This window comes from Nocardioides caricicola, from assembly GCF_039541135.1.
Lineage (GTDB): Bacteria > Actinomycetota > Actinomycetes > Propionibacteriales > Nocardioidaceae > Nocardioides > Nocardioides caricicola.
In genome coordinates this window covers 254697-275154 of the sequence record NZ_BAABFQ010000008.1, presented here as the reverse complement: position 1 = coordinate 275154, position 20458 = coordinate 254697, and the positions used below count along the sequence as shown (strand labels likewise).

The window sequence follows — 20458 nt, the reverse complement described above, 5'->3', positions numbered from 1 at the left end:
CCATGGAGCTCGCGTCACCCGCCGCCGTGGCCGCCCGCCTCGACGAGACCGGCTACCTCGCCGACGACGCGCTGGCGACCGTCGCGTTCCTCGCGCTGCGGATGCAGCGCCCGCTGCTGCTCGAGGGTGAGCCGGGCACCGGCAAGACCGCGCTCGCCGAGGCGCTCGCGCAGAGCCTCGACCTGCCGCTGGTGCGACTGCAGTGCTACGAGGGCATCGACGCCACGCAGGCGCTCTACGACTGGGACTTCCCCCGGCAGATCCTGCACCTGCGCGCGCTCGAGGCCGCCGGGGGCACCGACGTGGAGGAGGCCGAGAAGAGCCTGTACGACGCCCGGTTCCTGCTCGCCCGCCCGGTGCTGCGCGCGCTGCAGGACAGCCCCGCGGTGCTGCTGGTCGACGAGGTCGACCGGGCCGACGACGAGTTCGAGGCGTTCCTGCTCGAGGTGCTGTCGACGTACCAGGTGACGATCCCCGAGCTCGGCACGGTGCGCGCGGCGACGCCGCCGATCGTGGTGCTCACGTCGAACCGCACCCGCGAGCTGCACGACGCGTTGAAGCGCCGCTGCCTCTACCACTGGATCGACCACCCGGGCCCGGAGCGCGAGGTCGAGATCCTGCGCTCCCGCGCGCCCGAGGTCGCCGAGACCCTGCGCCGCCAGGTGGTCGAGCTCGTGCAGCAGCTGCGCGCCCGCGACGACCTGCAGAAGCCGCCCGGGGTCGCGGAGACCCTCGACTGGGCGCGGTCGCTGCACCACCTCGGCACGACCGAGATCGACCTCGAGGCCGCGGCGGCCACGCTCGGCGCGCTCGTGAAGTACCGCGAGGACTCCGAGCGGGTCCGGCACGCCCTGGACCAGATGCTGCGGCCATGAGGGACCCGGACGAGCTCCTGCTCGGCTTCGCCCGCGCACTCCGCGCGGCCGGTGTCCCGGTCACGCAGGACCGGGCGCAGGGGTACGTCGCGGCCGTGGCCGAGCTCGGCGCCGACGACCCGCGCGCGACGTACCTCGCCGGCCGGGCGACCCTCTGCGCCGGTCCGGACGACCTGGCCCGCTACGACCAGGTGTTCCAGGCGTACTTCAACGAGCGCGACGGGCTGCCACGCGCCCGGCCGGCGCAGGCGACGGCCCCGGTGGTCTCCAGCCTGCCGGCGACCGACGAGGACGGCGCGGGCGACGGCAGCGACGCCGAGGTCGTCCGCGCGATGGCCAGCGCGGCCGAGGTGCTCCGGCACCGCGACGTCGCGTCGATGACCGCGGGGGAGCGGCACCGGCTCGCGGCGATGTTCGCGACGCTGCGGCCACGACCACCGCTGCGGCGTACCGCCCGGCACCAGCGCTGGCGCCGCGGCCAGGTCGACGCGACCCGCACGCTGCGCTCGTCGCTGCGCCGGATGGGCGAGCCGGCCGAGATCGCGTGGCGCCGCCGTGGGACACGCCCGCGCCGGGTCGTGCTGCTGGTGGACGTGTCCGGCTCGATGAGCGGGTACGCCGACGCGCTGCTGCGGCTCGCGCACCGGTTCACCCAGGCCTACGCGGGGGTCGAGACGTTCACGGTCGGCACCCGCGTGACTCACGTGACGCGTGCGCTGCGGCTGCGCGACCCCGAGAGGGCGCTGATCGCGGCCGGCGAGACCGTGCCGGACTGGTCGGGCGGCACCCGGCTCGGCGAGACGCTGCGGTTCTTCCTCGACCGCTGGGGCCAGCGCGGGCTGGCCCGGGGCGCGGTCGTCGTGGTGTTCAGCGATGGCTGGGAGCGCGGCGACCCGGTGCTGCTCGGCGAGCAGATGGCGCGGCTGCAGCGGATCGCGCACCGTGTCGTCTGGGTCAACCCGCACCGCGGCAAGAGCGGGTACGAGCCGGTGCAGCAGGGCGTCCTGGCGGCGCTGCCGCACTGCGACGACTTCGTCGCCGGGCACTCGCTCGCGACGTTCGCTGAGCTGTCGGAGGTGATCGCCCGTGCGTGACGTGCTGCCCGAGCTGATGCAGTGGTGGCGCGCCGGCGAGACCGTCGGCGTCGGCACCGTGGTCGCGACGTTCCAGTCCGCGCCGCGCCCGGCGGGCGCCTCGATGCTGGTCGGCCCGGGCGGCACGGCCGTCGGCTCGGTGTCGGGCGGCTGCGTCGAGGGCGCGGTCTACGACCTGGCGGAGTCGGTGGTCGAGAGCGGCGTACCCGTGCTGGAGCGGTACGGCGTCTCCGACGACGACGCGTTCGCCGTCGGGCTGACCTGCGGCGGGATCCTCGACGTGTACGTCGAGAAGGTGGACCGCGAGACGTTCCCCGAGCTCGGCGAGATCGCCGACGACATCGAGGCCGGCCGGCCCGTCGCGCTGGCCACGGTGATCGAGCACCCGGACCCGTCCTGGCTCGGGCGCCGCCTCGTCGTCCGTCCCGAGCCGATAGTCCCTCACGTTTCGGCGGCGTCGACCGGCGTGTCGGCAACCAAAACGTTAGGGACTATCGGCTCTGCGCGCGCCGACGACGCCGTCCACGACGACGCGCTCGGGCTGCTGGCGTCCGGGTCCAACGCGACGCTGACCTATGGGCCCGACGGCGAGCGGCGCGGCGAGGGGATGCGGGTGTTCGTGTGGGCGTTCGCGCCCAAGCCGCGGATGCTGGTGTTCGGCGCGATCGACTTCGCGGCCGCGGTGGCGCGGGTCGGCAGCTTCCTCGGCTACCACGTGACCGTGTGCGACGCCCGGCCGGTGTTCGCGACCACCAGCCGGTTCCCCGAGGCCGACGAGGTCGTCGTGGACTGGCCGCACCGCTACCTCGCCGCCGAGGCCGAGGCCGGCCGCGTGGACGGGCGGACCGTGATCACGGTGCTGACCCACGACCCCAAGTTCGACGTACCCCTGCTCGAGGTCGCGCTCCGGCTGCCCGAGGTGGCGTACGTCGGCGCGATGGGCTCGCGCCGCACGCACGACGACCGGCTGGCGCGGCTGCGCGAGGCCGGCGTCGACGACAAGGAGATCGAGCGGCTCTCCAGCCCGATCGGTCTCGACCTCGGTGCCCGTACGCCGGAGGAGACCGCGATCAGCATCGCCGCCGAGATCATCGCCGGCCGCTGGGGCGGCACCGGCGAACGGCTCGGCACCCTTCCCGGACGCATCCACAAGGACCTGACATGAACCTCTCGAACCTCGTCGACGACCACCTCGCGACCGCGCGCGAGCACACGAGCGGGCGCAGCGCGATCACCGTGCACGGCGGCCGCGAGCACCACCTGCGCCAGACCCTGATCGCGCTGGCCGCCGGCCGGTCGCTCGGCGAGCACGAGAGCCCCGGTGAGGCCACGCTCCAGGTGCTGCGCGGCCGGGTGCGGCTGCACGCCGGCGACGACACGTGGGAGGGCGGCGCCGGCGACTTCCTGCTGATCCCGCCGCAGCGCCACGACCTGGAGGCGCTCGAGGACGCCGCCGTCCTGCTCACCGTCGCGAACCGGCTGGCCGACTGACGATGCGGTGCCTCGGGGTGGCGGTCGCGCTGACGCTGCTGCTGTCCGGGTGTACGTCGTCCGAGGGCGAGCCGACGGCCGAGCCCGCGCCCTCGGCGAGTCCGACACAGGCACCGTCGGAGCCCTCTTCGGGCCCCACCCAGCCCCCCACCCCCACCGAGCAAGAGCCGACGCTGCCACCGCGCACCGACACTCCCTCGCTGCCGAACCTGATGCGCACCGACTTCGACGGCCGCGGCCTGCGGATCCTGCGCACGGAGTACGCCACCGACGCCTACACGCGCTACGCCGTCACCTACCGCAGCAACGGCACGCTGGTCTCCGGGGTGCTGCTGCGCCCGAAGGGCCGCGGGCCGTTCCCGGCGGTCGTGCTCAACCACGGCTACATCGAGCCGTCGATCTACGTGACCGGGCAGGGCATGGCGCGCGAGCAGGACTGGCTGGCGCGCGCCGGGTTCGTGGTGCTGCACACCGACTACCGCGGGCACGCCGCCGGGGACCCGGCCACCGACCTCGAGCGCGAGCTGCGGCTGGCCTACGCCCAGGACAGCATCAACGCCGTCCTCGCGCTGGAGAAGCTGCCGTACGTCGACGACGACAAGACCGCGATGGTCGGGCGCTCGATGGGCGGCGGGGTCACCCTCAACGCGCTGGTCGCGGCGCCCGGCCTGGTCGACGCGGCGGTGATCTACGCCAGCGTCAGCTCGCGCTACCTCGACAACCTGCGGCACTTCACCGAGCCGAACCGTCCCGAGGCGGTCACGGCGCTGTACGACCGGTTCGGCCGACCTCCGCAGCCCGTCTACCGGCAGCTCTCCTCGCGCACCTACTTCGACCGGATCACCGAGCCGGTGCTGATCCACCACGGCGAGGTCGACGGCACCTGCCCACCGGTCTGGTCGCGCACCACCCAGCGGCTCCTCGAGAGGGCCGACGTCGACAGCACCCTGGTCGAGTACGCCGGCGAGGACCACACGTTCTACGCGCGCTGGCAGGACTCGATCGTGCGGACCGTGAAGTTTCTCCGCGCCGAGCTGGGAGTGTGACCCGCGTCACGCACCCGGTGCTACCTTCGACGCCATGGCGCGCAGCGAGCTGCAGACCCGCAGGATGGACGCCGTGCGCGCCTGGAGCACCTTCGTCGAGCACGGAGACGAGGCCGAGCCGCTGGTCCGCCCCGAGATCCTGCACAGCTGGACCCGCTCGGAGGCCGCGATCTCGACCGACGTCCGCGAGGCCCCGCTCGCCGACGAGTCGGAGACCGCGGCGTTCTGGCGCGGCTCCCCGCTGCAGACCGCCGTCGAGCGGGTCGAGGCGGAGCTGCGCCGTACCGCCGAGGACGGCGACCTCGTCGTCGCGGTGACCGACCCGCAGACCCGGATCCTCTGGACGTACGGCGGCCGGGTGATGCGCCGCAAGGCCGAGACCGTGAACTTCGTGGCCGGCGGCCGCTGGGACGACCAGAGCGTGGGCACCAACGCGCTCGACCTCGCCACCCGGCTGGACGCGCCCGCGATGGTGTTCAGCGCGGAGCACTACGCGCCGATCGTGCACAACTGGGTCTGCTGGGCCGCCCCCGTGCACGACCCGGTCACGGGCGCCCAGCTCGGCGTGATCGACCTGTCGACGACGTGGGACCGCACCCACCCGATCGGGCTGGCGACGGCGCGGGTGATGGCGCGGCTCATCGAGGCCGCGATGCCCAGCGGCCACCACGGCGCGGGCCTGCTCGACGAGGGCGCCGAGCCCGGGCTGTCGATGCGCCTGCTCGGCACCGCCGAGACCTGGCTGGACGGCCAGCGGCTGTTGCTCAACCGCCGTCAGACCGAGGTGCTCGCGCTGCTCGCGATGCACCCCGAGGGCCTCTCGCTGGAGCACCTGCACGCGCTGGTGTACGGCGACCAGGCGGTCACGCTGTCCACCCTCAAGGCCGAGGTCTCCCACCTGCGTTCGGCGCTCGGTGGCCAGCTCAGCTCGCGCCCCTACCGGCTGATGATGCCGGTCGCCACCGACGTCGACCTGGTCCTCGACCTGCTCCGCAGCGGCCGGGTCGCCGCGGCGGTCGACGCGTACGGCGGTGACCTGCTGCCGGGCACCAACTCGCCGGCGCTCACCGAGCTGGCGGAGTACGTCGCGGTCGCGGTCCGCGAGGCCCTGCTGGCCGACCCGCAGCCCGACGCCGTGGTGCGCTACGTCGAGCGGGCGCCGTACGACACCGAGGTCGTCGAGGTCTGCCTGGCGCGGCTCGCGGGCACCCCGCACCCCGCCGTGCCGCTGCTGAAGGGGCGGCTCGCCGCGGCCCGGCAGTGAGTTAATCCAACTTGTTCTCTAGACTTACCGCATGAAGCTCGTCGACCAGGTCCCCACCGCCCGCCGCGACTCGATCGCGATCGTCGGCGGCGGCGCCAGCGGCGTGCTCACCGCGTTCCAGCTGCTCGCCCGGCCCGACGAGGCGCTGAGCGTCACCGTGCACGAGGCGACCGGCGTCCTCGGGCGCGGCATCGCCTACGGCACCTCCGACCCGCGGCACCTGCTCAACGTGCGTGCGCGGCACATGAGCGCGTACGCCGACGTCCCGTCCGACCTGCTCGACTGGACCGTCCGCGCCGGGCGCGACCCCGACCCGCTCGGGTTCCTGCCCCGGATGGAGTACGCGCACTACCTCCAGGACACCCTCGCCGACGTCGCCGACCACCGGCTCTCGATCAGCGCCGGCCGCGTCGACGACGTCGTGCCGGTCGCCGGTGGCTTCGAGGTGCGCACCCGCGACCGGGTCACCACCGCCGGGACCGTCGTGCTCGCCTACGGCAACCAGACCCCGCAGGAGCTCGGCGAGCTGGCCGGCCACCCGGGCTACCTCGCCAACCCGTGGGACCTCGCCGCGATCCGCGCGCTCCCGGGCGACGCGACCGTGGTGCTGGTCGGCACCGGCCTCACCGCCATCGACACGGTGATCACGCTGCTCGAGGACGAGCCGGGCCGGCGCGCGGTGATGGTCAGCCGCCACGGCCTGCTGCCGTTCGCGCACATCGAGCAGCAGTCCACCGCGTGGGTCACCGACGTGCCCGACGGGCCGCTGACCGCCGACGCGCTGGCGGTGCTCGTGCGCCGTCAGATCGACGCGGCCCGCGCGCACGGCGTCGACTGGCGCAACGTGGTCGACGGGCTGCGGCCGCAGACCCAGTCGGTCTGGCAGCGGCTCGACCACGCCGAGCGGCAGCGGTTCCTGTCGACGTACGCCCGCGACTGGGAGGTACGCCGGCACCGGATGGCACCCGAGGTCGCCGACCGGATCCGCGCGTACCGCCGGGACGGCCGGCTGACGGTGCTCGACGGCGGGCTCGCCGCCGCGGACGTCGACACCGCCGACGCCGTCGTCAACTGCACCGGCCCGCTCACCGACATCAGCCGCTCCACGGACCCGCTGCTGCAGGCCCTCCAGACGCGCGGCCTGGTCGCGCCGGACCCGCTCCGCCTCGGTCTCGACGCGACGCCCGAGGGCGAGGTCATCGGCGCGGACGGCGTGGTCGTGCCGGGCCTGTACGCCGTCGGCCCGCCGCGCAAGGGCGTGCTCTGGGAGTCCACGGCGATCCCGGAGATCCGCACCCAGGCGGCCGAGGTCGCGCGGCTGGTGCTGCGGGCCAACGTGTGACCAACCGCGTACCAACCCCGCGCTCCTAGCGTGCGGGTGCATGACCCGGATCACCCTCACCGTCGACGGAGCCCAGGTCTCCGACGACGTCGAACCCCGCCTGCTGCTGGTGCAGTACCTGCGGGAGCGCCTCGGCAAGACCGGCACCGTCATCGGTTGCGACACCAGCAACTGCGGCGCGTGCACGGTCCACCTCAACGGCACGAGCGTGAAGTCGTGCAACGTCCTCGCGGTGCAGGCCGACGGAAGTGAGGTCACCACCGTCGAGGGCCTGGCGCAGGACGGCCAGCTGCATCCCGTGCAGGAGGCGTTCCGCGAGTGCCACGGCCTCCAGTGCGGCTACTGCACGCCCGGGATGATCATGCAGAGCATCGACCTGCTGAACACCAACCCGAACCCGTCCGAGGCCGAGATCCGCGAGGGCCTCGAGGGCAACCTCTGCCGGTGCACGGGCTACCACAACATCGTGCGCGCGGTGCAGCACGCAGCAGGGCAGGGGGCGCCGTCGTGACCGCCACCGAGGTCGAGAACGAGATCGGCCGGGACCGGCGCCGGAAGGAGGACCAGCGCCTGATCACCGGGCGCACCCGGTGGACCGACAACATCGTGCTCCCCGGCATGCTGCACCTCGCGATGGTGCGCAGCCCCTTCGCCCACGCGACCATCACCTCGATCGACACCAGCGCCGCCAAGGCCGCGCCGAACGTCGTCACCGTGCTCACCGGCGCGGACTTCGGCGAGGAGCTCGGCGTCTGCATCAACGCCTGGCCGATCACGCCCGACCAGGTCACGCCCGGGCACTCGCCGATGCCCAGCGACCGGGTCGCGTTCGCCGGCGAGATCGTCGCCGTCGTGGTGGCCCGCAGCGCCGCCGAGGCGCGCGACGCGGCCGAGCTCGTCGATGTCGAGTACGACGAGCTGCCGGCCGCGCTCGACCTCAAGAAGGCCGCAGCCGACGAGGTCATCGCCCACCCCGACCTCGGCACGAACAAGTCGGCGTACTGGGTGTTCGACTCCGCCGAGGCCGGCACCGGCGGCAACGTGGAGGACGCGATCGCGAAGGCCCGCACCGACGGCATCGTGATCGAGCGGGAGTACCGCCAGCAGCGGCTGATCCCCGCGTTCATGGAGCCGCGCTCGGTCGTGGTCGATCCGACCGGCGAGCAGTACGTCATGTACTCCGCCACCCAGATCCCGCACATCGTGCGGTTCGCGCTCGCGGCGACGACCGGCGTCCCGGAGTCGAAGATCCGGGTGATCGCGCCCGACGTCGGTGGCGGCTTCGGCGGCAAGCTCCAGGTGACGCCGGAGGAGTGGATCGCCTGGGCGGTCGGCCGACGGATCGGCAAGCCGGTGAAGTACACCGAGACCCGCTCCGAGTCGCTGGTCAGCGGCCACCACGGCCGTGACCAGTGGCAGAAGCTCACGCTGGCGGCTGAGAAGGACGGCACCGTCACCGGCTTCAAGGTCGAGCTGCTCGCCGACCTCGGCGCGTACGTCGCGATCGTCGGCGGCGGCGTGCCGGTCCTCGGCGCCTTCATGTTCAACTCGATCTACAAGTTCCCGGCGTACCACTTCGCGGTGCAGACGGTGCTGACCAACAAGACCTGGACCGACGCCTACCGTGGCGCCGGCCGGCCGGAGGCGACGTACGCGATCGAGCGGATCATGGACGAGCTCGCCGTCGAGGTCGGGGTCGACCCGCTGGTGATCCGGGAGAAGAACTGGATCAAGCACGAGGAGTTCCCGTTCACCACGGTCTGCGGGCTGGAGTACGACTCGGGCAACTACGAGGCCGCGACCGAGAAGGCCAAGGAGATGTTCGGGTACGACGCGCTGCGCGCCGAGCAGCAGCAGCGCCGCGAGGCCGGCGACCCGGTGCAGCTCGGCATCGGCATCTCGACGTTCACCGAGATGTGCGGCCTGGCGCCGAGCCGCGTGCTCGGGTCGCTCGACTACGGCGCGGGCGGCTGGGAGCACGCCGCCGTCCGGATGACGCCGCTGGGCAAGGTCGAGGTGGTGACCGGCGCGTCCGCGCACGGCCAGGGCCACGAGACGGCGTTCAGCCAGATCGTCGCCGATCGGCTGGGCGTGCCGTTCGAGGACGTCGAGGTGCTGCACGGCGACACCCAGGTCGCGCCGCGCGGTCTCGACACCTACGGCTCGCGGTCGCTGGTCGTCGGGGGTGAGGCGATCGTCCGCGCCGCCGACAAGGTCGTCGAGAAGGCCAAGCCGATCGCGGCGCACCTGCTGGAGGCGTCGGTCGACGACCTCGAGTTCTCGGCGGGGCGGTTCTCGGTGCGCGGCACCGACCAGGGGTTGGGCATCGCGGAGATCGCGACCGCGGTGTTCACGGCCCACAACCTGCCCGACGGCGTCGAGCCGACGCTGGACTCGGACGCGGCGTTCGATCCGACGAGCTTCTCGTTCCCGCACGGCACCCACCTGTGCGCGATGGAGGTCGACACCGAGACCGGTGCACTCAACATGCGCAAGTACGTCTGCGTGGACGACATCGGCACCATCATCAACCCGCTGATCGTCGCCGGGCAGGTGCACGGCGGGCTGGTGCAGGGCATCGCCCAAGCGCTGTGGGAGGAGGCGGTGTACGACGACTCCGGCACGTTGGTGTCCGGTTCGTTCGTCGACTACCTGCTGCCGACCGCGGCCGACACGATCACGTTCGACATCGACCACACGACGTCGCCCAGCACCACGAACTCGCTCGGCACCAAGGGCGTCGGCGAGGCCGGCACCATCGCCTCCACGCCCGCGGTCGTCAACGCGGTCGTGGACGCCGTACGCCAGTTCGGGGTCAACGACATCCAGATGCCGTGCACGCCGGAGCGGGTGTGGCGGGCGATCCAGACCGGCGGCAAGGGCGGCGCCACGACAGAAGCGGCGATGCCGCACTTCGACGAAGGTGAGGGCTCATGATCCCCGCAGCGTTCGACTACGTGGCACCGACCTCGGTCGAGGAGGCGCTGGCCGCGCTGGCGCAGTACGGCGACGACGCCAAGATCATCGCCGGCGGGCAGAGCCTGCTCCCGGTTCTCCGGATGCGGCTCAACGCGCCGGAGTGGATCATCGACCTCAGGAAGATCGAGTCCCTGCGCGGGATCCGCGACGACGGCGACGCGATCGTCATCGGCGCGATGACCCCGCACTCGGTCGTCGGCTCCGACCCGTTGGTCAGGGAGCACGCGACGCTGATCAGCGAGGCGGTCGGGCACCTCGCCGACGCGCAGATCCGGCACCGCGGCACGTTCGGCGGAGCGCTCGCGCACGCCGACCCCGCGGGCGACCTCGGCGCCCCGGTGCTCTGCCTGGGCGCGGAGTTCGTGATCGCCGGGTCGGGCGGCACCCGCACGGTCGCGGCCGACGACTTCTTCGTCGACCTCTTCGAGACCGCGATCGGCGACGACGAGATCCTCACCGAGGTGCGGATCCCCAAGCACACCGGCTGGGGAGCGCACTACGAGAAGATGGTGCGGGTCGCGCACCAGTGGCCGATCGTCTCGGTCGCGGCGACCGTCCGCATGGACGGCGGCACGATCGCCGAGGCCCGGGTCGGGTTCGCCAACATGGGCTCGACGGCGCTGCGGGCGCGGGGTGTCGAGGAGGCGCTGGCGGGCCAGCCCGCGACCGAGGACGGCGTACGCGCCGCCGCCGAGCGCGCCGCCGAGGGCACGAACCCACCCTCGGACCTCAACGGCGACGCGGAGTACAAGAAGCACGTGGTCGGCGTCCTGACCCGACGCGCCGTCCTGGCCGCCGCGGGATCCTGATGGACCTCACCCACCGCTTCACGGTCCCCACCCCGGTCGAGCAGACCTGGGCGCACTTCGCCGACATCGCGTCGGTCGCCGAGTGCTTCCCGGGCGCTGCCGTCACCTCGGTCGAGGGCGACACCTTCGCGGGATCGGTGAAGGTCAAGCTCGGCCCGATCGCCCTGGTCTACAACGGGTCCGGGACGTTCGTGGAGAAGGACGACACCGCGCACCGCTTCGTCGTCGACGCCAAGGGCAAGGACAAGCGGGGGAACGGTACGGCGGGCGCCACGGTCACGTTGACCATGGCGTCCGCCGGCACCGGCACCGACGTCGAGGTGGTCACCGACCTGTCCATCACCGGCAAGCCCGCCCAGTTCGGCCGCGGGGTCATGCAGGACGTCTCCGACAAGCTCCTCGGCCAGTTCGTGGACTGCCTCGAGCAGCGTCTCGGCGGTGAGGCCGAGCCGACAGTCCCTCACGTTTCGGTGGCCGAAACGCCGCCGGAGCAGCCAGAACGTGAGGGACCATCCGAGCCGAGCACGCCCAAGCACCTGGCCGACCCACCCGCGGACGACTCGCTCGACCTGGGCGCCACGGTGCTGCCGGTGCTGGCGAGGAGCTACTGGAAGCCGGCGGCCGGCGCGCTGGGGGTCCTCCTGCTGCTGTGGTGGGTGGTCAGTCGGTCGCGGCGCTGATCGTCTTGGCGGACTCCGGCGGGAGCTCGCCCGGCCCGGGCTCGGGAGTACGACGGCGCACGCCGTTGACCTCCGGGGTCAGCTGCGGCTCGAGCCGGAAGACCGCGATCGCGCCGCAGAGCAGGCAGCCGAGGACGAGCGTGCCGATGTAGAGCGCGCCCAGGTCGTGGTCGACCATCAGCCCGGCGACCGGAGGGGCGATGATCGCGGCGAGCTGGAACGTGCCGGAGCTGAGCGCGTTGTAGCGCCCGCGCAGGTGGTCGGGCGCGAGCTCGTTGACCAGCGCCGGGATCGTCGGCTGCAGCAGCGTCTCGCCGAACGCGAAGACCGACGCGCACGCGGCGACCAGCAGCGTGGCGCCGATGGTGCCGGACACCAGCCCGGTCGAGCCGAGCAGCAGCCACGACCCGGCCCACACGACACCCATCACCGCGATGACGCGCGTACGGCGACGGCCCTCGATCCGCTGGAGGACGAACAGCTGGAGCACCACGATCACCAGGGTGTTCGCCGCGAACGCCAGCCCGAGGCCGCGCGTCGAGACCTCGCCCACGGCGCGGGCGTACGCCGGCATGCCGGCGTTGAGCTGCGAGTAGCCGACGTACGACGACACGAAGCTCAGCAGCATCAGGCTGGCCACCGCGGGCCGGCGGGCGACGGCGAGGTAGGAGACCTTCTCGGGCGGGCCGTCCGCGTGGTCGTGGACGGCCCGGCCGGCGACGTGCCGCAGCGGGACCGCCATCAGGAAGAGCGCCGGCACGTAGCTCACGGCGTCGGCGAGGTAGATCGCCTGGAACGTCGCCAGCCGCTCCACGTCGACGAACATCCCGCCGACGATGCCGCCGATCCCGATGCCGAGGTTGAGCAGCGTGAAGTTCACGCCGAAGTAGCGCTGCCGGAGCTCGACCGGCACGACGGTCGCGATCAGCGACTGGAACCCCGGCCAGGTGACGCCGAACGCCGCGCCCGCGAGCATCAGCGCGACCGCCACCGCCGCCTCGGTCGCCGCGAACGCCAGCAGCGTGTTCGCCACGACCTGCAGTGCCAGCGCGGCCATCAGGATCCGGCGGGCGCCGTAGTGGTCGATCGCCCACCCGCCCGGGCCGGTGACCAGGAACCCGATCAACGGCGACAACCCGAGCATCAGGCCGACCACGCCCAGGTCGAAGCCGCGCATCTCGTGCAGGTAGACCACGTGGAACGGCAGCACCAGCCCGGTGCCGATGAACTCGAACACCACGACCGAGAGCAGCAGCTTCCCCTCGCGGGGGAGGTCGTGCCAGAAGGAGCGGAGGGTGGGCTTGGCGGCGGGCTGCGAGGACATCTGGACCAGTGTCCCAAGCGCCATCCACCGGACGCACGCGGATATCCGACACCCTAGGCTCCGGACCATGAAGCGTCTCGTGGGCACGATCCTCGCCCTGCTCCTGGTCGCCTTCGTCGTGTTCATCCCGGCGATGCTGTGGGGCGAGAACCTGGAGGACGAGGGACCGGTCGACGAGCCCACCTCGATCACGTCGTACGTCGCGGTCTTCGACGTCGACGACGAGGGCGACATGAGCGTCGTCGAGACGCTGACCGTCGACTTCCCGGTCAGTGACCGGCACGGGATCTTCCGGTTCTTCGACAAGTCGGACACGACCGCCCCCAACGCCCGACGGATCCCGCACGACATCCAGGTCACGATGGACGGCCGCGACGTCCCGGTCGAGATCGCCGAGAACGACCGCGGCGGCCGCTACGTCCTCGCGCGCATCGGCGACCCGGACGCCACCGTCTCGACCGGCGAGCACGTCTACGAGATCAGCTACCGCATCGACGGCGTCCTCGAGGAGGGCACCACCGGGGCGGAGACCCAGTTCTACTGGAACCTCATCCCGACCGGCTGGCTGCAGCCGATCCAGGAGGGCGACCTCACCGTGCACCTCCCGGTGCCTGCCGAAGAGCCGGTCCGGTGCGCGGTCGGTGCCGGCAGCACCGGCGGCTGCGAGGCGCAGGGCGGGGGCACGGACACACTCCACGTGCAGACCGGCGCGCTGGAGCCGAACACCCCGGTCACGGTCAAGGTCGGCCTCGACATGCCGACCCCGCCGCCCGGCAAGGAGCTGCCGTGGGAGGCTCCCCTCGACCCGGTCCTCGGCACCAACATCGTGCTGCTCGGACTGGTGCTGGCACTCTCGGTCGGGGCCGGCGTGCTCGGTTTCGTGCTGGTGCGTCGTACCCACGAGTCCGATCCGCAGTTCCCGCTGATGTACACGCCGCCGGACGGCATCGGCCCCGCGCAGGCGGCGTACCTCGTCACCGAGAGCGTGGACGCCGAGCAGTACGTCGCCACGCTGATGTACGCCGCCGACAAGGGCGCGATCGACCTGAAGCAGGACAACGCGGGCTGGACGATCACCGACAAGAACGGCGCGGCGGGCTGGGCCGGGCTCGACACCGTCACCGCCGGCACCGCCCACATCCTGGGCGGGCCGGGCTCGTCCTTCAGCGCGCGGCCGAACGACGTCACGGGTGGCAAGCGGCTCAAGGACGAGATCTCGGACTTCGAGAGCAGCACCCGCTCCTGGGCGGTCAGCGAGGGCCTGATGGAGCACAGCGGCCTGGGCAGCAAGGGCACCCTGGTCATCATCGGGTCCTTCATCCTGGTGCCGGTCATCGCGTTCTGGAACCCGCTCAACATGAGCGCGATCGCGCTGATCCCGGGCCTGTTCGCGGTCTTCGGCGCCGGCATGGCGCGGACCAGCGCGTCGACCCGGCGCACCCGCGCGGGCCGCGACGTGTGGTCGAAGGCGGGCGGCTTCCGCCGCATCCTCGCGACCCCGTCGGCCGAGGCTCGCTTCGACTTCTCCGGCCGTCAGGAGCTCTACACGGCCTACATCCCGTGGGCCGTCGCGTTCGGCTGCGCCGACGAGTGGGCCGGCAAGTACCGCGTCGAGACCGGCGCCGAGCCGCCGGTCCCGTCGTACTTCGGCCACGCCTACGGCGGTGCGTACGCCGGCAACGCCGTCTCCTCGATGGTCAGCTCGTTCGAGTCGACCGTCAGCTCCGCCATCTCGTCCTACGAAGCCACCCAGAAGTCGTCGTCCTCCTCCAGCGGGGGCGGCGGGTTCTCCGGCGGTGGCGGCGGAGGCGGCGGTGGCGGCGGGTCCTGGTAGTCCCGCACACTTCGCTCAACCCAACTGAGAGGTTCACATGATCGTCTGGATCATCGTCATCGTCGTGGTCGTCGCCCTGGTGGGCTTCGTGGTCGTCGGCTTCAACAAGCTCCGCACGACCGACATCGGCGCCCAGGAGGCGCTCGGTGGCATCGACGTGCAGCTCACCCGTCGCGCCGACCTGATCCCGAACCTGGTCGAGACCGTGAAGGGCTACGCCGCCCACGAGAAGGGTGTGTTCGAGGAGGTCACCAAGGCCCGCGCCGCGGTCGCCGCCGCCGCGAAGGGCGACGACGTCCCCGCCAAGGCCGCCGCCGACGCCGAGCTGAGCCAGGCGCTGGTGAAGGTCAACGCGGTCGCCGAGGCCTACCCGGACCTCAAGGCGAACACGAACTTCCTCGACCTGCAGAAGCAGCTGGCCGACACCGAGAACCAGATCTCGTTCGCCCGGCAGTACTACAACGACGCGGTCGCGACGCTGAACAAGCTCACGCAGACGATCCCGTGGATGTTCCTCACCGGTATCGCCAACGTGCACAAGCGCGACTTCTACGAGGCCCCCGAGGGCCACGATGTCGCCCCTTCTGTCGAGTTCTGAGCTGGGTGGCTTCGAGGCTCGTCGCTAGCGCTCCTCGCACCTCAACCACCGACACGGTGGTTGAGGTGCGAGCGCAGCGAGCCTCGAAACCACCACTCAGCCGAGCGCCGACAGCGCGTCGTACTCCGCGTCGGTCAGCTCGATCTCGGCCGCCGCGGTGTTCTGCTCCAGGTGCGCGACCCGGGACGTGCCGGGGATCGGGAGCATGACCGGCGAGCGCCGGAGCAGCCACGCGAGCGCCAGCTGGGAGGGCGTCGCCCCGTGCTCGCGGGCGGCGTCGGCCAGCGGGCCGTCCTCCTTCGACAGCTCGCCGGTCGCCAGCGGGAACCACGGCATGAAGCCGATGCCCTCGCGCTCGCAGTACTCGAGCACGTCCTCGGAGCGGCGCTCGGCGAGGTTGTAGAGGTTCTGCACGGTGGCGATCGGCGCGATCTTCCGGGCCGCCTCGATCTCCTCGACGCTGACCTCGGACAGCCCGATGTGCCGGATCTTGCCCTCCTGCTGCAGCTCCAGCAGCAGACCGACCTGGTCCTCGAGCGGGTAGTTCGCGTCGATGCGGTGCAGCTGGAACAGGTCGATGCGCTCGAGGCCGAGCCGGCGCAGGCTCATCTCACACTGCTGGCGCAGGTACGCCGGCTGCCCGAGCTGGGTCCAGACGTCCGGGCCCTGCCGGGTCAGGCCGGCCTTCGTGGCGACCACGACGCCGTCGGCGTACGGGTGAAGCGCCTCGCGGATCAGCCGCTCGGACACCTCGGGGCCGTAGGAGTCGGCGGTGTCGATGAACGTGATGCCGAGCTCGACGGCCCGGCGCAGCACCCGGATCGCCTCGTCGGCATCGCGGGGCTCGCCCCAGATGCCGGGGCCGGTGAGCTGCATCGCGCCGTACCCGAGGCGGACGACGGGGAGGTCCCCCGCGATGGCGAAGGTGCCGGAAGCCTGTGCAGTTGTCATGCCTCATGCCTAGCAGGCACTCGGTAGGGAATCGTCGACAGGCCCGACGAAGGTGGTTTCGAGGCTCGCTTCGCTCGCACCTCAACCACCGACCCTCAGAACACGTTCAGCGGCCGGAACTGGACCGAGATGCGTGGCCCGGCGTGCGCGACCTTCGGGACCGCGTGCTCCCACGTGCGCTGGCAGGACCCGCCCATCACCACCAGGTCGCCGTGGCCCATCTCGACCGAGATCGACGCACCGCCCACGCGCGGTCGCAGCGCCAGCCGGCGGGGGTCCCCGAGCGAGACGATCGCGACCATCGTGTCCTGGGTCTTGCCGCGGCCGATGGTGTCGCCGTGCCAGGCCACGCTGTCGCGCCCGTCGCGGTAGTAGCAGCAGCCCGCGGTCACGAACGGCTCGCCCAACTCGGGCCGGTAGTGCGCCGTCAGCGCACCCCGAGCCCGGGCCAGGGCCGGGTGGGGGAGCGGGTCGCCGACGCCGTACGTGTGCAGGAGTCGGGGTACGTCGACCTCGCGGTCGTACATCTGGCGCCGCTCCGCGCGCCACGGGACGTCACGGACCAGCGTCTCGAACACCTCGTCGGCCTCCGGCAGCCACGAGCGCGCGACGTCGATCCAGGCCCCTCGGGTGAGCGGCGTGCGCTCGATGGATCCGACCTCGGGCGCCGGCGGCGCCTCGAACAGCGTGCCCTGGAAGTCCATGCCCCGACCCTACGCGGAATCGAACAGATGTTCGAGACCTATTCGGTGGCGATCGCCTCCAGCACGTTGAGCCGCGAGGCGCGGACCGCCGGCAGGATCGCGGCGAGCACGCCGACGACGACGGCGATCACGAGGAATACCAGCAGCTGGCCCAGCGGCAGCCCGAGGCTGGTGAGGTCCTCCTTGAGCGCCTCGCGCAGCAGCACGCCGATGACGACGCCGATCACCATGCCGAGGACGGCGCCGAGCACCGCGATCGCGACGGACTCCAGCGTGATCATCCGGCGCAGCCGCGCCCGGCTCATGCCGATCGCGCGCAGCAGGCCGATCTCGCGGGTGCGCTCGATGACCGAGAGCCCGAGCGTGTTCACGATGCCGATGACCGCGATGACGATCGCCAGCGCCAGCAGGCCGTAGATCATGTAGAGCAGCTGGTTGATCTGGTCGCGGATCGACTCGGCGAACTCCTGCTTGTCGTAGACGGCCACGATCGGGGTCGCCTCGGCGGCCTCGTCGAGCGCCGCGCCGACCGCGACGGCGTCGGCGCCCGGCTCGAGCATGATGCTGAGGCTGGTGTCCTGGCGGGGGACGCCGGCATCGGCGAGCAGGTCGAGCGGGACGGTCACGTCCCCGGTGGTCTCGCTGCCCTCGATGATGCCGGCGACCTCGAGGTCGAGCGCCTTCCCGGCCAGGAACGTCAGGGTCAGCGGTGAGCCGACCTCGAGGTCGTGGTCGTCGGCGAAGCCCGTGGTCACCAAGGCCTCGCTGCCCTGGAGCTCCTGGCGCCCGTCGACGACGTCGAGGTCGTAGATGTCGTCGAACGCCGCGTCGTTGCCGCTGACGAAGACCGTCGAGTCGTCGACCTGCGCGCCGGTCCACTGCTGCCGGCTCACGACGGCGACCCCGTCGACCGCCTCGAGGTCGTCGCCCACCGTGGTCGAGAACGGCAGGAAGTTCGTGCTCTGCACCAGGAAGTCGGAGGTGAACTCCTCGTCCACGACGTCGTCGACCGACGCGTTGAGGGACGTGGCGAGCACCCCGATCGTGGAGACGAGGGCCAGGCCGATCATCAGCGCCGACGCCGTCGCGCCGGTACGCCGGGGGTCGCGCAGGGCGTTCTCTCCTGCGAGACGCCCGGTGGTGCCGAACAGCCGGCCGAACAGCCCGCGGCACAGCACCAGCACCGGACGGCCGAGCACGGAGCTGATCGCGGCTGCGGTCAGGATCCAGATGCCCGCGGCGACGCCGACCCAGAGCGAGTCCGGTCCCGGAGCGCCGGTGATGCCGACGACCGCGAGCACGACGCCGACGGCGATCAGCACCGCACCGACGATCGTGCGCCGGCGCAGCGAGTCGCGCACGGGGGCGGCGTCGGCGCGCATCGCGGCGACCGGTGCGACCTTGCCGGCCCGGCGGGCCGGCAGGAACGCGGCGACCAGCGTGACGCCGATGCCGACGACGTAGCTGATGACCACCGAGCCCGCGTCGAGCGTCAGCGCGTCGCCGGCGATGTCGAGCCCGACCGCGCGGAACAGCGCGGCCAGGCCGCGCGCGAGCAGCCAGCCCAGCCCGATGCCGACCGTCGCGGCCACGGCCGACATCACCAGGGCCTCGAACAGCACGGACCGGGTGACCTGGCGGCGCGAGGCGCCCAGGGCGCGCAGCAGCGCCAGCTCGCGGCTGCGCTGCGCCACCAGGATCGTGAACGTGTTGACGATGATGAAGCCGCCCACGATCACCGCGATGATCGCGAACACCAGCAGGAACGTGGAGATCACGTCGAGGAACTGCCCGACGGCGTCCTGGGACTCCTCGGCGACCTGGTCGCCGGTGACGGCCTCGAAGCCCTCCGGCGCGGCTGCCGCAGCGGCCGCGGCGAGCTCCTCCTGGGTGACGCCGTCGGCCGCGGTCAGCGAGACCTGGTGGTAGGCGTCCTCGCCGTCGAGGAAGAGGTCCTGGGCGCCCTCGGTGCTGAACACCAGCAGCGTCGCGCCCGCCGTACCCCCGCCGTTGAACTCGGCGGTGCCGACCAGCGTCGCCGTGCGCTCGGACTCGCCGAACGGCGCGAGCAGCTTCACCTCGTCGCCGAGCTCGTAGTCGCCGTTGTCGGCCGCCGCGTCGTCGAGGACGATCTCGTCGGGGGCGGTCGGCCAGCGGCCGCTGCTCAGCAGCATCGGGGGATCGCCGGCCATGTTCGGGCCGTCGGTGTGGTTGAAGGCGAGCGTCGGCGCGCCGGTGCCGCCGACGAGGGTCCCGTCGGAGGCGAGCAGGCTCATCCCGATGCCGACGACGTCGCCGTCGGCGCGGGCGACCTCGGGCAGGTCGCCGAGCTCGGCCACGACCTCGGGGGAGAGGGTCTGGGTGGTCTGCGTCGGTCCCGCCTCGAACGAGCCGGTCTGCTCGGCGCGCACGACACCGTCGGGGGTGGAGCTGTAGATGATGCTGTCGAACGTCGACGACAGGCCGTTGCTGAAGACGAGGACGCCGGACAGGAACGCCACACCCAGCACAATCGCCAGGCCGCTCATCACCAGCCGCACCTTGCGGGCGAGCAGGTTGCGCAGGGTCAGCTTGAGCACGGTGCGCCCCTCAGGCCTGGGTCGACCGGGCGGCCGCGAGGTCCTGCAGCCGGGTCATGTGCTCGAGGATCTGCTCGCGCTGCGGGTCCCGGATCTCGTCAACCACCAGGCCGTCGGCCAGGAAGACGACCCGGTCGGTGTACGACGCGGCGACGGCGTCGTGGGTGACCATGACGACGGTCTGGCCGAACTCGCCGACGCTGCGGCGCAGGAACGACAGCACCTCGGCCCCGGACGTGCTGTCGAGGTTGCCGGTGGGCTCGTCCGCGAACACGATCGACGGCTTGCTGGCCAGCGCCCGCGCGCAGGCCACCCGCTGCTGCTGACCGCCCGACAGCTCCGTCGGCCGGTGGCCGAGGCGGTCGCGCAGCCCGACGGCGTCGATCACGGTGTCCAGCCAGGCCTGGTCGGGCTTGTGCCCGGCCAGGTTGAGCGGGAGCAGGATGTTCTCCGCCGCGGTCAGGGTCGGGATCAGGTTGAACGCCTGGAAGACGAACCCGATCCGCTCGCGGCGCAGGGCCGTGAGCTCCTTGTCCTTGAGCCGGCCCAGGTCGGTCCCGCCGACCTCGACGGCACCCGACGTGGGAGTGTCCAGCGCGGCCATGCAGTGCATGAGGGTGGACTTGCCCGAGCCGGACGGGCCCATGATCGCGGTGAACCGGCCGGCCTCCAGGTCGAGGGTGACGCCGGCGAGGGCGTGCACCGCGGAGTCGCCGGATCCGTAGGTCTTACGCAGGTCGATGGCGCGCGCGGCCGGGGCCGCGGCGGAGGGCGAGACGCTGGTCATGGCACCAGCCTGCCGGAGGTCGCCGACGGCCGCCATCGGGGAGACCCCTGAGGCCGCGGAGAGGCTCGTTGCCGAATTGAGGATTTACTCAGTACGTCAAC

18 protein-coding genes are annotated in these 20458 nt (G+C 72.2%); 13 read left to right on the top strand and 5 right to left on the bottom strand.

The window, feature by feature from the left end; translation table 11 throughout:
* The first annotated feature begins 2 nt into the window (after positions 1-2).
* The 11 genes from ABD875_RS18935 to ABD875_RS18885 all read left to right on the top strand — a co-directional run bounded on the left by ABD875_RS18935 (position 3) and on the right by ABD875_RS18885 (position 11580).
* Positions 3-875, top strand: coding sequence for an AAA family ATPase (locus tag ABD875_RS18935; protein WP_345181114.1), 873 nt, complete (start codon positions 3-5; stop codon positions 873-875).
* Positions 872-1969 carry a vWA domain-containing protein gene (locus tag ABD875_RS18930; protein ID WP_345181112.1) on the top strand — a complete coding sequence of 366 codons (1098 nt, stop codon included), beginning with the start codon at positions 872-874 and terminating at the stop codon, positions 1967-1969. The genes ABD875_RS18935 and ABD875_RS18930 overlap by 4 nt, the downstream gene beginning before the upstream one ends.
* Entirely contained in the window at positions 1962-3134 is a 1173-nt protein-coding gene (locus ABD875_RS18925; protein ID WP_345181109.1) for an XdhC family protein, read from the top strand. The genes ABD875_RS18930 and ABD875_RS18925 overlap by 8 nt, the downstream gene beginning before the upstream one ends.
* Complete coding sequence (locus ABD875_RS18920) at positions 3131-3460, top strand: cupin domain-containing protein (RefSeq protein ID WP_345181107.1); 330 nt, start codon at positions 3131-3133, stop codon at positions 3458-3460. The genes ABD875_RS18925 and ABD875_RS18920 overlap by 4 nt, the downstream gene beginning before the upstream one ends.
* Positions 3461-3672: 212 nt before the next feature.
* The gene (locus ABD875_RS18915; protein ID WP_345181105.1) at positions 3673-4506 is read left to right on the top strand and encodes an alpha/beta hydrolase family protein; all 834 of its coding nucleotides are present in this window, start codon (positions 3673-3675) and stop codon (positions 4504-4506) included.
* A gap of 34 nt (positions 4507-4540) precedes the next feature.
* On the top strand, positions 4541-5770 hold the full coding sequence (locus ABD875_RS18910; RefSeq protein ID WP_345181103.1) for a transcriptional regulator: 1230 nt from the start codon (positions 4541-4543) through the stop codon (positions 5768-5770).
* 31 nt (positions 5771-5801) lie between these two features.
* Positions 5802-7112 carry an FAD/NAD(P)-binding protein gene (locus ABD875_RS18905; RefSeq protein ID WP_345181101.1) on the top strand — a complete coding sequence of 437 codons (1311 nt, stop codon included), beginning with the start codon at positions 5802-5804 and terminating at the stop codon, positions 7110-7112.
* 40 nt (positions 7113-7152) lie between these two features.
* Positions 7153-7623, top strand: a complete 471-nt coding sequence (locus ABD875_RS18900; RefSeq protein ID WP_345181099.1) for a (2Fe-2S)-binding protein — start codon at positions 7153-7155, stop codon at positions 7621-7623.
* Complete coding sequence (locus ABD875_RS18895; RefSeq protein WP_345181096.1) at positions 7620-10049, top strand: xanthine dehydrogenase family protein molybdopterin-binding subunit; 2430 nt, start codon at positions 7620-7622, stop codon at positions 10047-10049. Before ABD875_RS18900 ends, ABD875_RS18895 begins: the two co-directional genes overlap by 4 nt.
* Positions 10046-10900 carry an FAD binding domain-containing protein gene (locus tag ABD875_RS18890; protein WP_345181094.1) on the top strand — a complete coding sequence of 285 codons (855 nt, stop codon included), beginning with the start codon at positions 10046-10048 and terminating at the stop codon, positions 10898-10900. The genes ABD875_RS18895 and ABD875_RS18890 overlap by 4 nt, the downstream gene beginning before the upstream one ends.
* A complete protein-coding gene (locus tag ABD875_RS18885) occupies positions 10900-11580 on the top strand; it encodes an SRPBCC family protein (protein ID WP_345181092.1) in 681 nt (226 codons plus the stop codon). The genes ABD875_RS18890 and ABD875_RS18885 overlap by 1 nt, the downstream gene beginning before the upstream one ends.
* Here ABD875_RS18885 and ABD875_RS18880 read toward each other — a convergent pair.
* Positions 11561-12904: an MFS transporter gene (locus ABD875_RS18880; RefSeq protein WP_345181090.1), complete on the bottom strand. Its 1344-nt coding sequence runs from the start codon at positions 12902-12904 to the stop codon at positions 11561-11563. The two genes, ABD875_RS18885 and ABD875_RS18880, sit on opposite strands and share 20 nt — an antisense overlap.
* A 67-nt stretch (positions 12905-12971) precedes the next feature.
* On the opposite strand from ABD875_RS18880, the gene ABD875_RS18875 reads away from it, so the two are divergent.
* Both ABD875_RS18875 and ABD875_RS18870 read left to right on the top strand, forming a co-directional pair.
* A complete protein-coding gene (locus ABD875_RS18875) occupies positions 12972-14738 on the top strand; it encodes a DUF2207 domain-containing protein (RefSeq protein WP_345181086.1) in 1767 nt (588 codons plus the stop codon).
* A 37-nt stretch (positions 14739-14775) separates the two neighbouring features.
* Positions 14776-15336 (top strand): LemA family protein, encoded by a 561-nt coding sequence (locus ABD875_RS18870; RefSeq protein ID WP_345181084.1) that lies wholly within the window; start codon positions 14776-14778, stop codon positions 15334-15336.
* 96 nt (positions 15337-15432) lie between these two features.
* Here ABD875_RS18870 and ABD875_RS18865 read toward each other — a convergent pair whose 3' ends face one another.
* The 4 genes from ABD875_RS18865 to ABD875_RS18850 all read right to left on the bottom strand — a co-directional run bounded on the left by ABD875_RS18865 (position 15433) and on the right by ABD875_RS18850 (position 20357).
* Positions 15433-16287 (bottom strand): aldo/keto reductase, encoded by an 855-nt coding sequence (locus ABD875_RS18865; RefSeq protein ID WP_345181082.1) that lies wholly within the window; start codon positions 16285-16287, stop codon positions 15433-15435.
* Between the two features lie 95 nt (positions 16288-16382).
* On the bottom strand, positions 16383-16991 hold the full coding sequence (locus tag ABD875_RS18860) for an alpha-ketoglutarate-dependent dioxygenase AlkB (RefSeq protein ID WP_345181081.1): 609 nt from the start codon (positions 16989-16991) through the stop codon (positions 16383-16385).
* Between the two features lie 38 nt (positions 16992-17029).
* Positions 17030-19570: an ABC transporter permease gene (locus tag ABD875_RS18855; protein WP_345181078.1), complete on the bottom strand. Its 2541-nt coding sequence runs from the start codon at positions 19568-19570 to the stop codon at positions 17030-17032.
* A 10-nt stretch (positions 19571-19580) separates the two neighbouring features.
* Entirely contained in the window at positions 19581-20357 is a 777-nt protein-coding gene (locus ABD875_RS18850) for an ABC transporter ATP-binding protein (RefSeq protein WP_345181075.1), read from the bottom strand.
* Between the last annotated feature and the right edge of the window lie 101 nt (positions 20358-20458).

What these genes read in the sequence shown, in the direction of transcription:
- ABD875_RS18900 (WP_345181099.1), top strand. Translation starts at nt 7,153, where the DNA reads ATGACCCGGATCACCCTCACCGTCGACGGAGCCCAGGTCTCCGACGAC.
- ABD875_RS18920 (WP_345181107.1), top strand. Translation starts at nt 3,131, where the DNA reads ATGAACCTCTCGAACCTCGTCGACGACCACCTCGCGACCGCGCGCGAG.
- ABD875_RS18910 (WP_345181103.1), top strand. Translation starts at nt 4,541, where the DNA reads ATGGCGCGCAGCGAGCTGCAGACCCGCAGGATGGACGCCGTGCGCGCC.
- ABD875_RS18935 (WP_345181114.1), top strand. Translation starts at nt 3, where the DNA reads ATGGAGCTCGCGTCACCCGCCGCCGTGGCCGCCCGCCTCGACGAGACC.
- ABD875_RS18875 (WP_345181086.1), top strand. Translation starts at nt 12,972, where the DNA reads ATGAAGCGTCTCGTGGGCACGATCCTCGCCCTGCTCCTGGTCGCCTTC.
- ABD875_RS18870 (WP_345181084.1), top strand. Translation starts at nt 14,776, where the DNA reads ATGATCGTCTGGATCATCGTCATCGTCGTGGTCGTCGCCCTGGTGGGC.
- ABD875_RS18850 (WP_345181075.1), bottom strand. Translation starts at nt 20,357, where the DNA reads ATGACCAGCGTCTCGCCCTCCGCCGCGGCCCCGGCCGCGCGCGCCATC.
- ABD875_RS18885 (WP_345181092.1), top strand. Translation starts at nt 10,900, where the DNA reads ATGGACCTCACCCACCGCTTCACGGTCCCCACCCCGGTCGAGCAGACC.
- ABD875_RS18890 (WP_345181094.1), top strand. Translation starts at nt 10,046, where the DNA reads ATGATCCCCGCAGCGTTCGACTACGTGGCACCGACCTCGGTCGAGGAG.
- ABD875_RS18905 (WP_345181101.1), top strand. Translation starts at nt 5,802, where the DNA reads ATGAAGCTCGTCGACCAGGTCCCCACCGCCCGCCGCGACTCGATCGCG.
- ABD875_RS18860 (WP_345181081.1), bottom strand. Translation starts at nt 16,991, where the DNA reads ATGGACTTCCAGGGCACGCTGTTCGAGGCGCCGCCGGCGCCCGAGGTC.
- ABD875_RS18865 (WP_345181082.1), bottom strand. Translation starts at nt 16,287, where the DNA reads ATGACAACTGCACAGGCTTCCGGCACCTTCGCCATCGCGGGGGACCTC.
- ABD875_RS18930 (WP_345181112.1), top strand. Translation starts at nt 872, where the DNA reads ATGAGGGACCCGGACGAGCTCCTGCTCGGCTTCGCCCGCGCACTCCGC.
- ABD875_RS18880 (WP_345181090.1), bottom strand. Translation starts at nt 12,904, where the DNA reads ATGTCCTCGCAGCCCGCCGCCAAGCCCACCCTCCGCTCCTTCTGGCAC.
- ABD875_RS18915 (WP_345181105.1), top strand. Translation starts at nt 3,673, where the DNA reads ATGCGCACCGACTTCGACGGCCGCGGCCTGCGGATCCTGCGCACGGAG.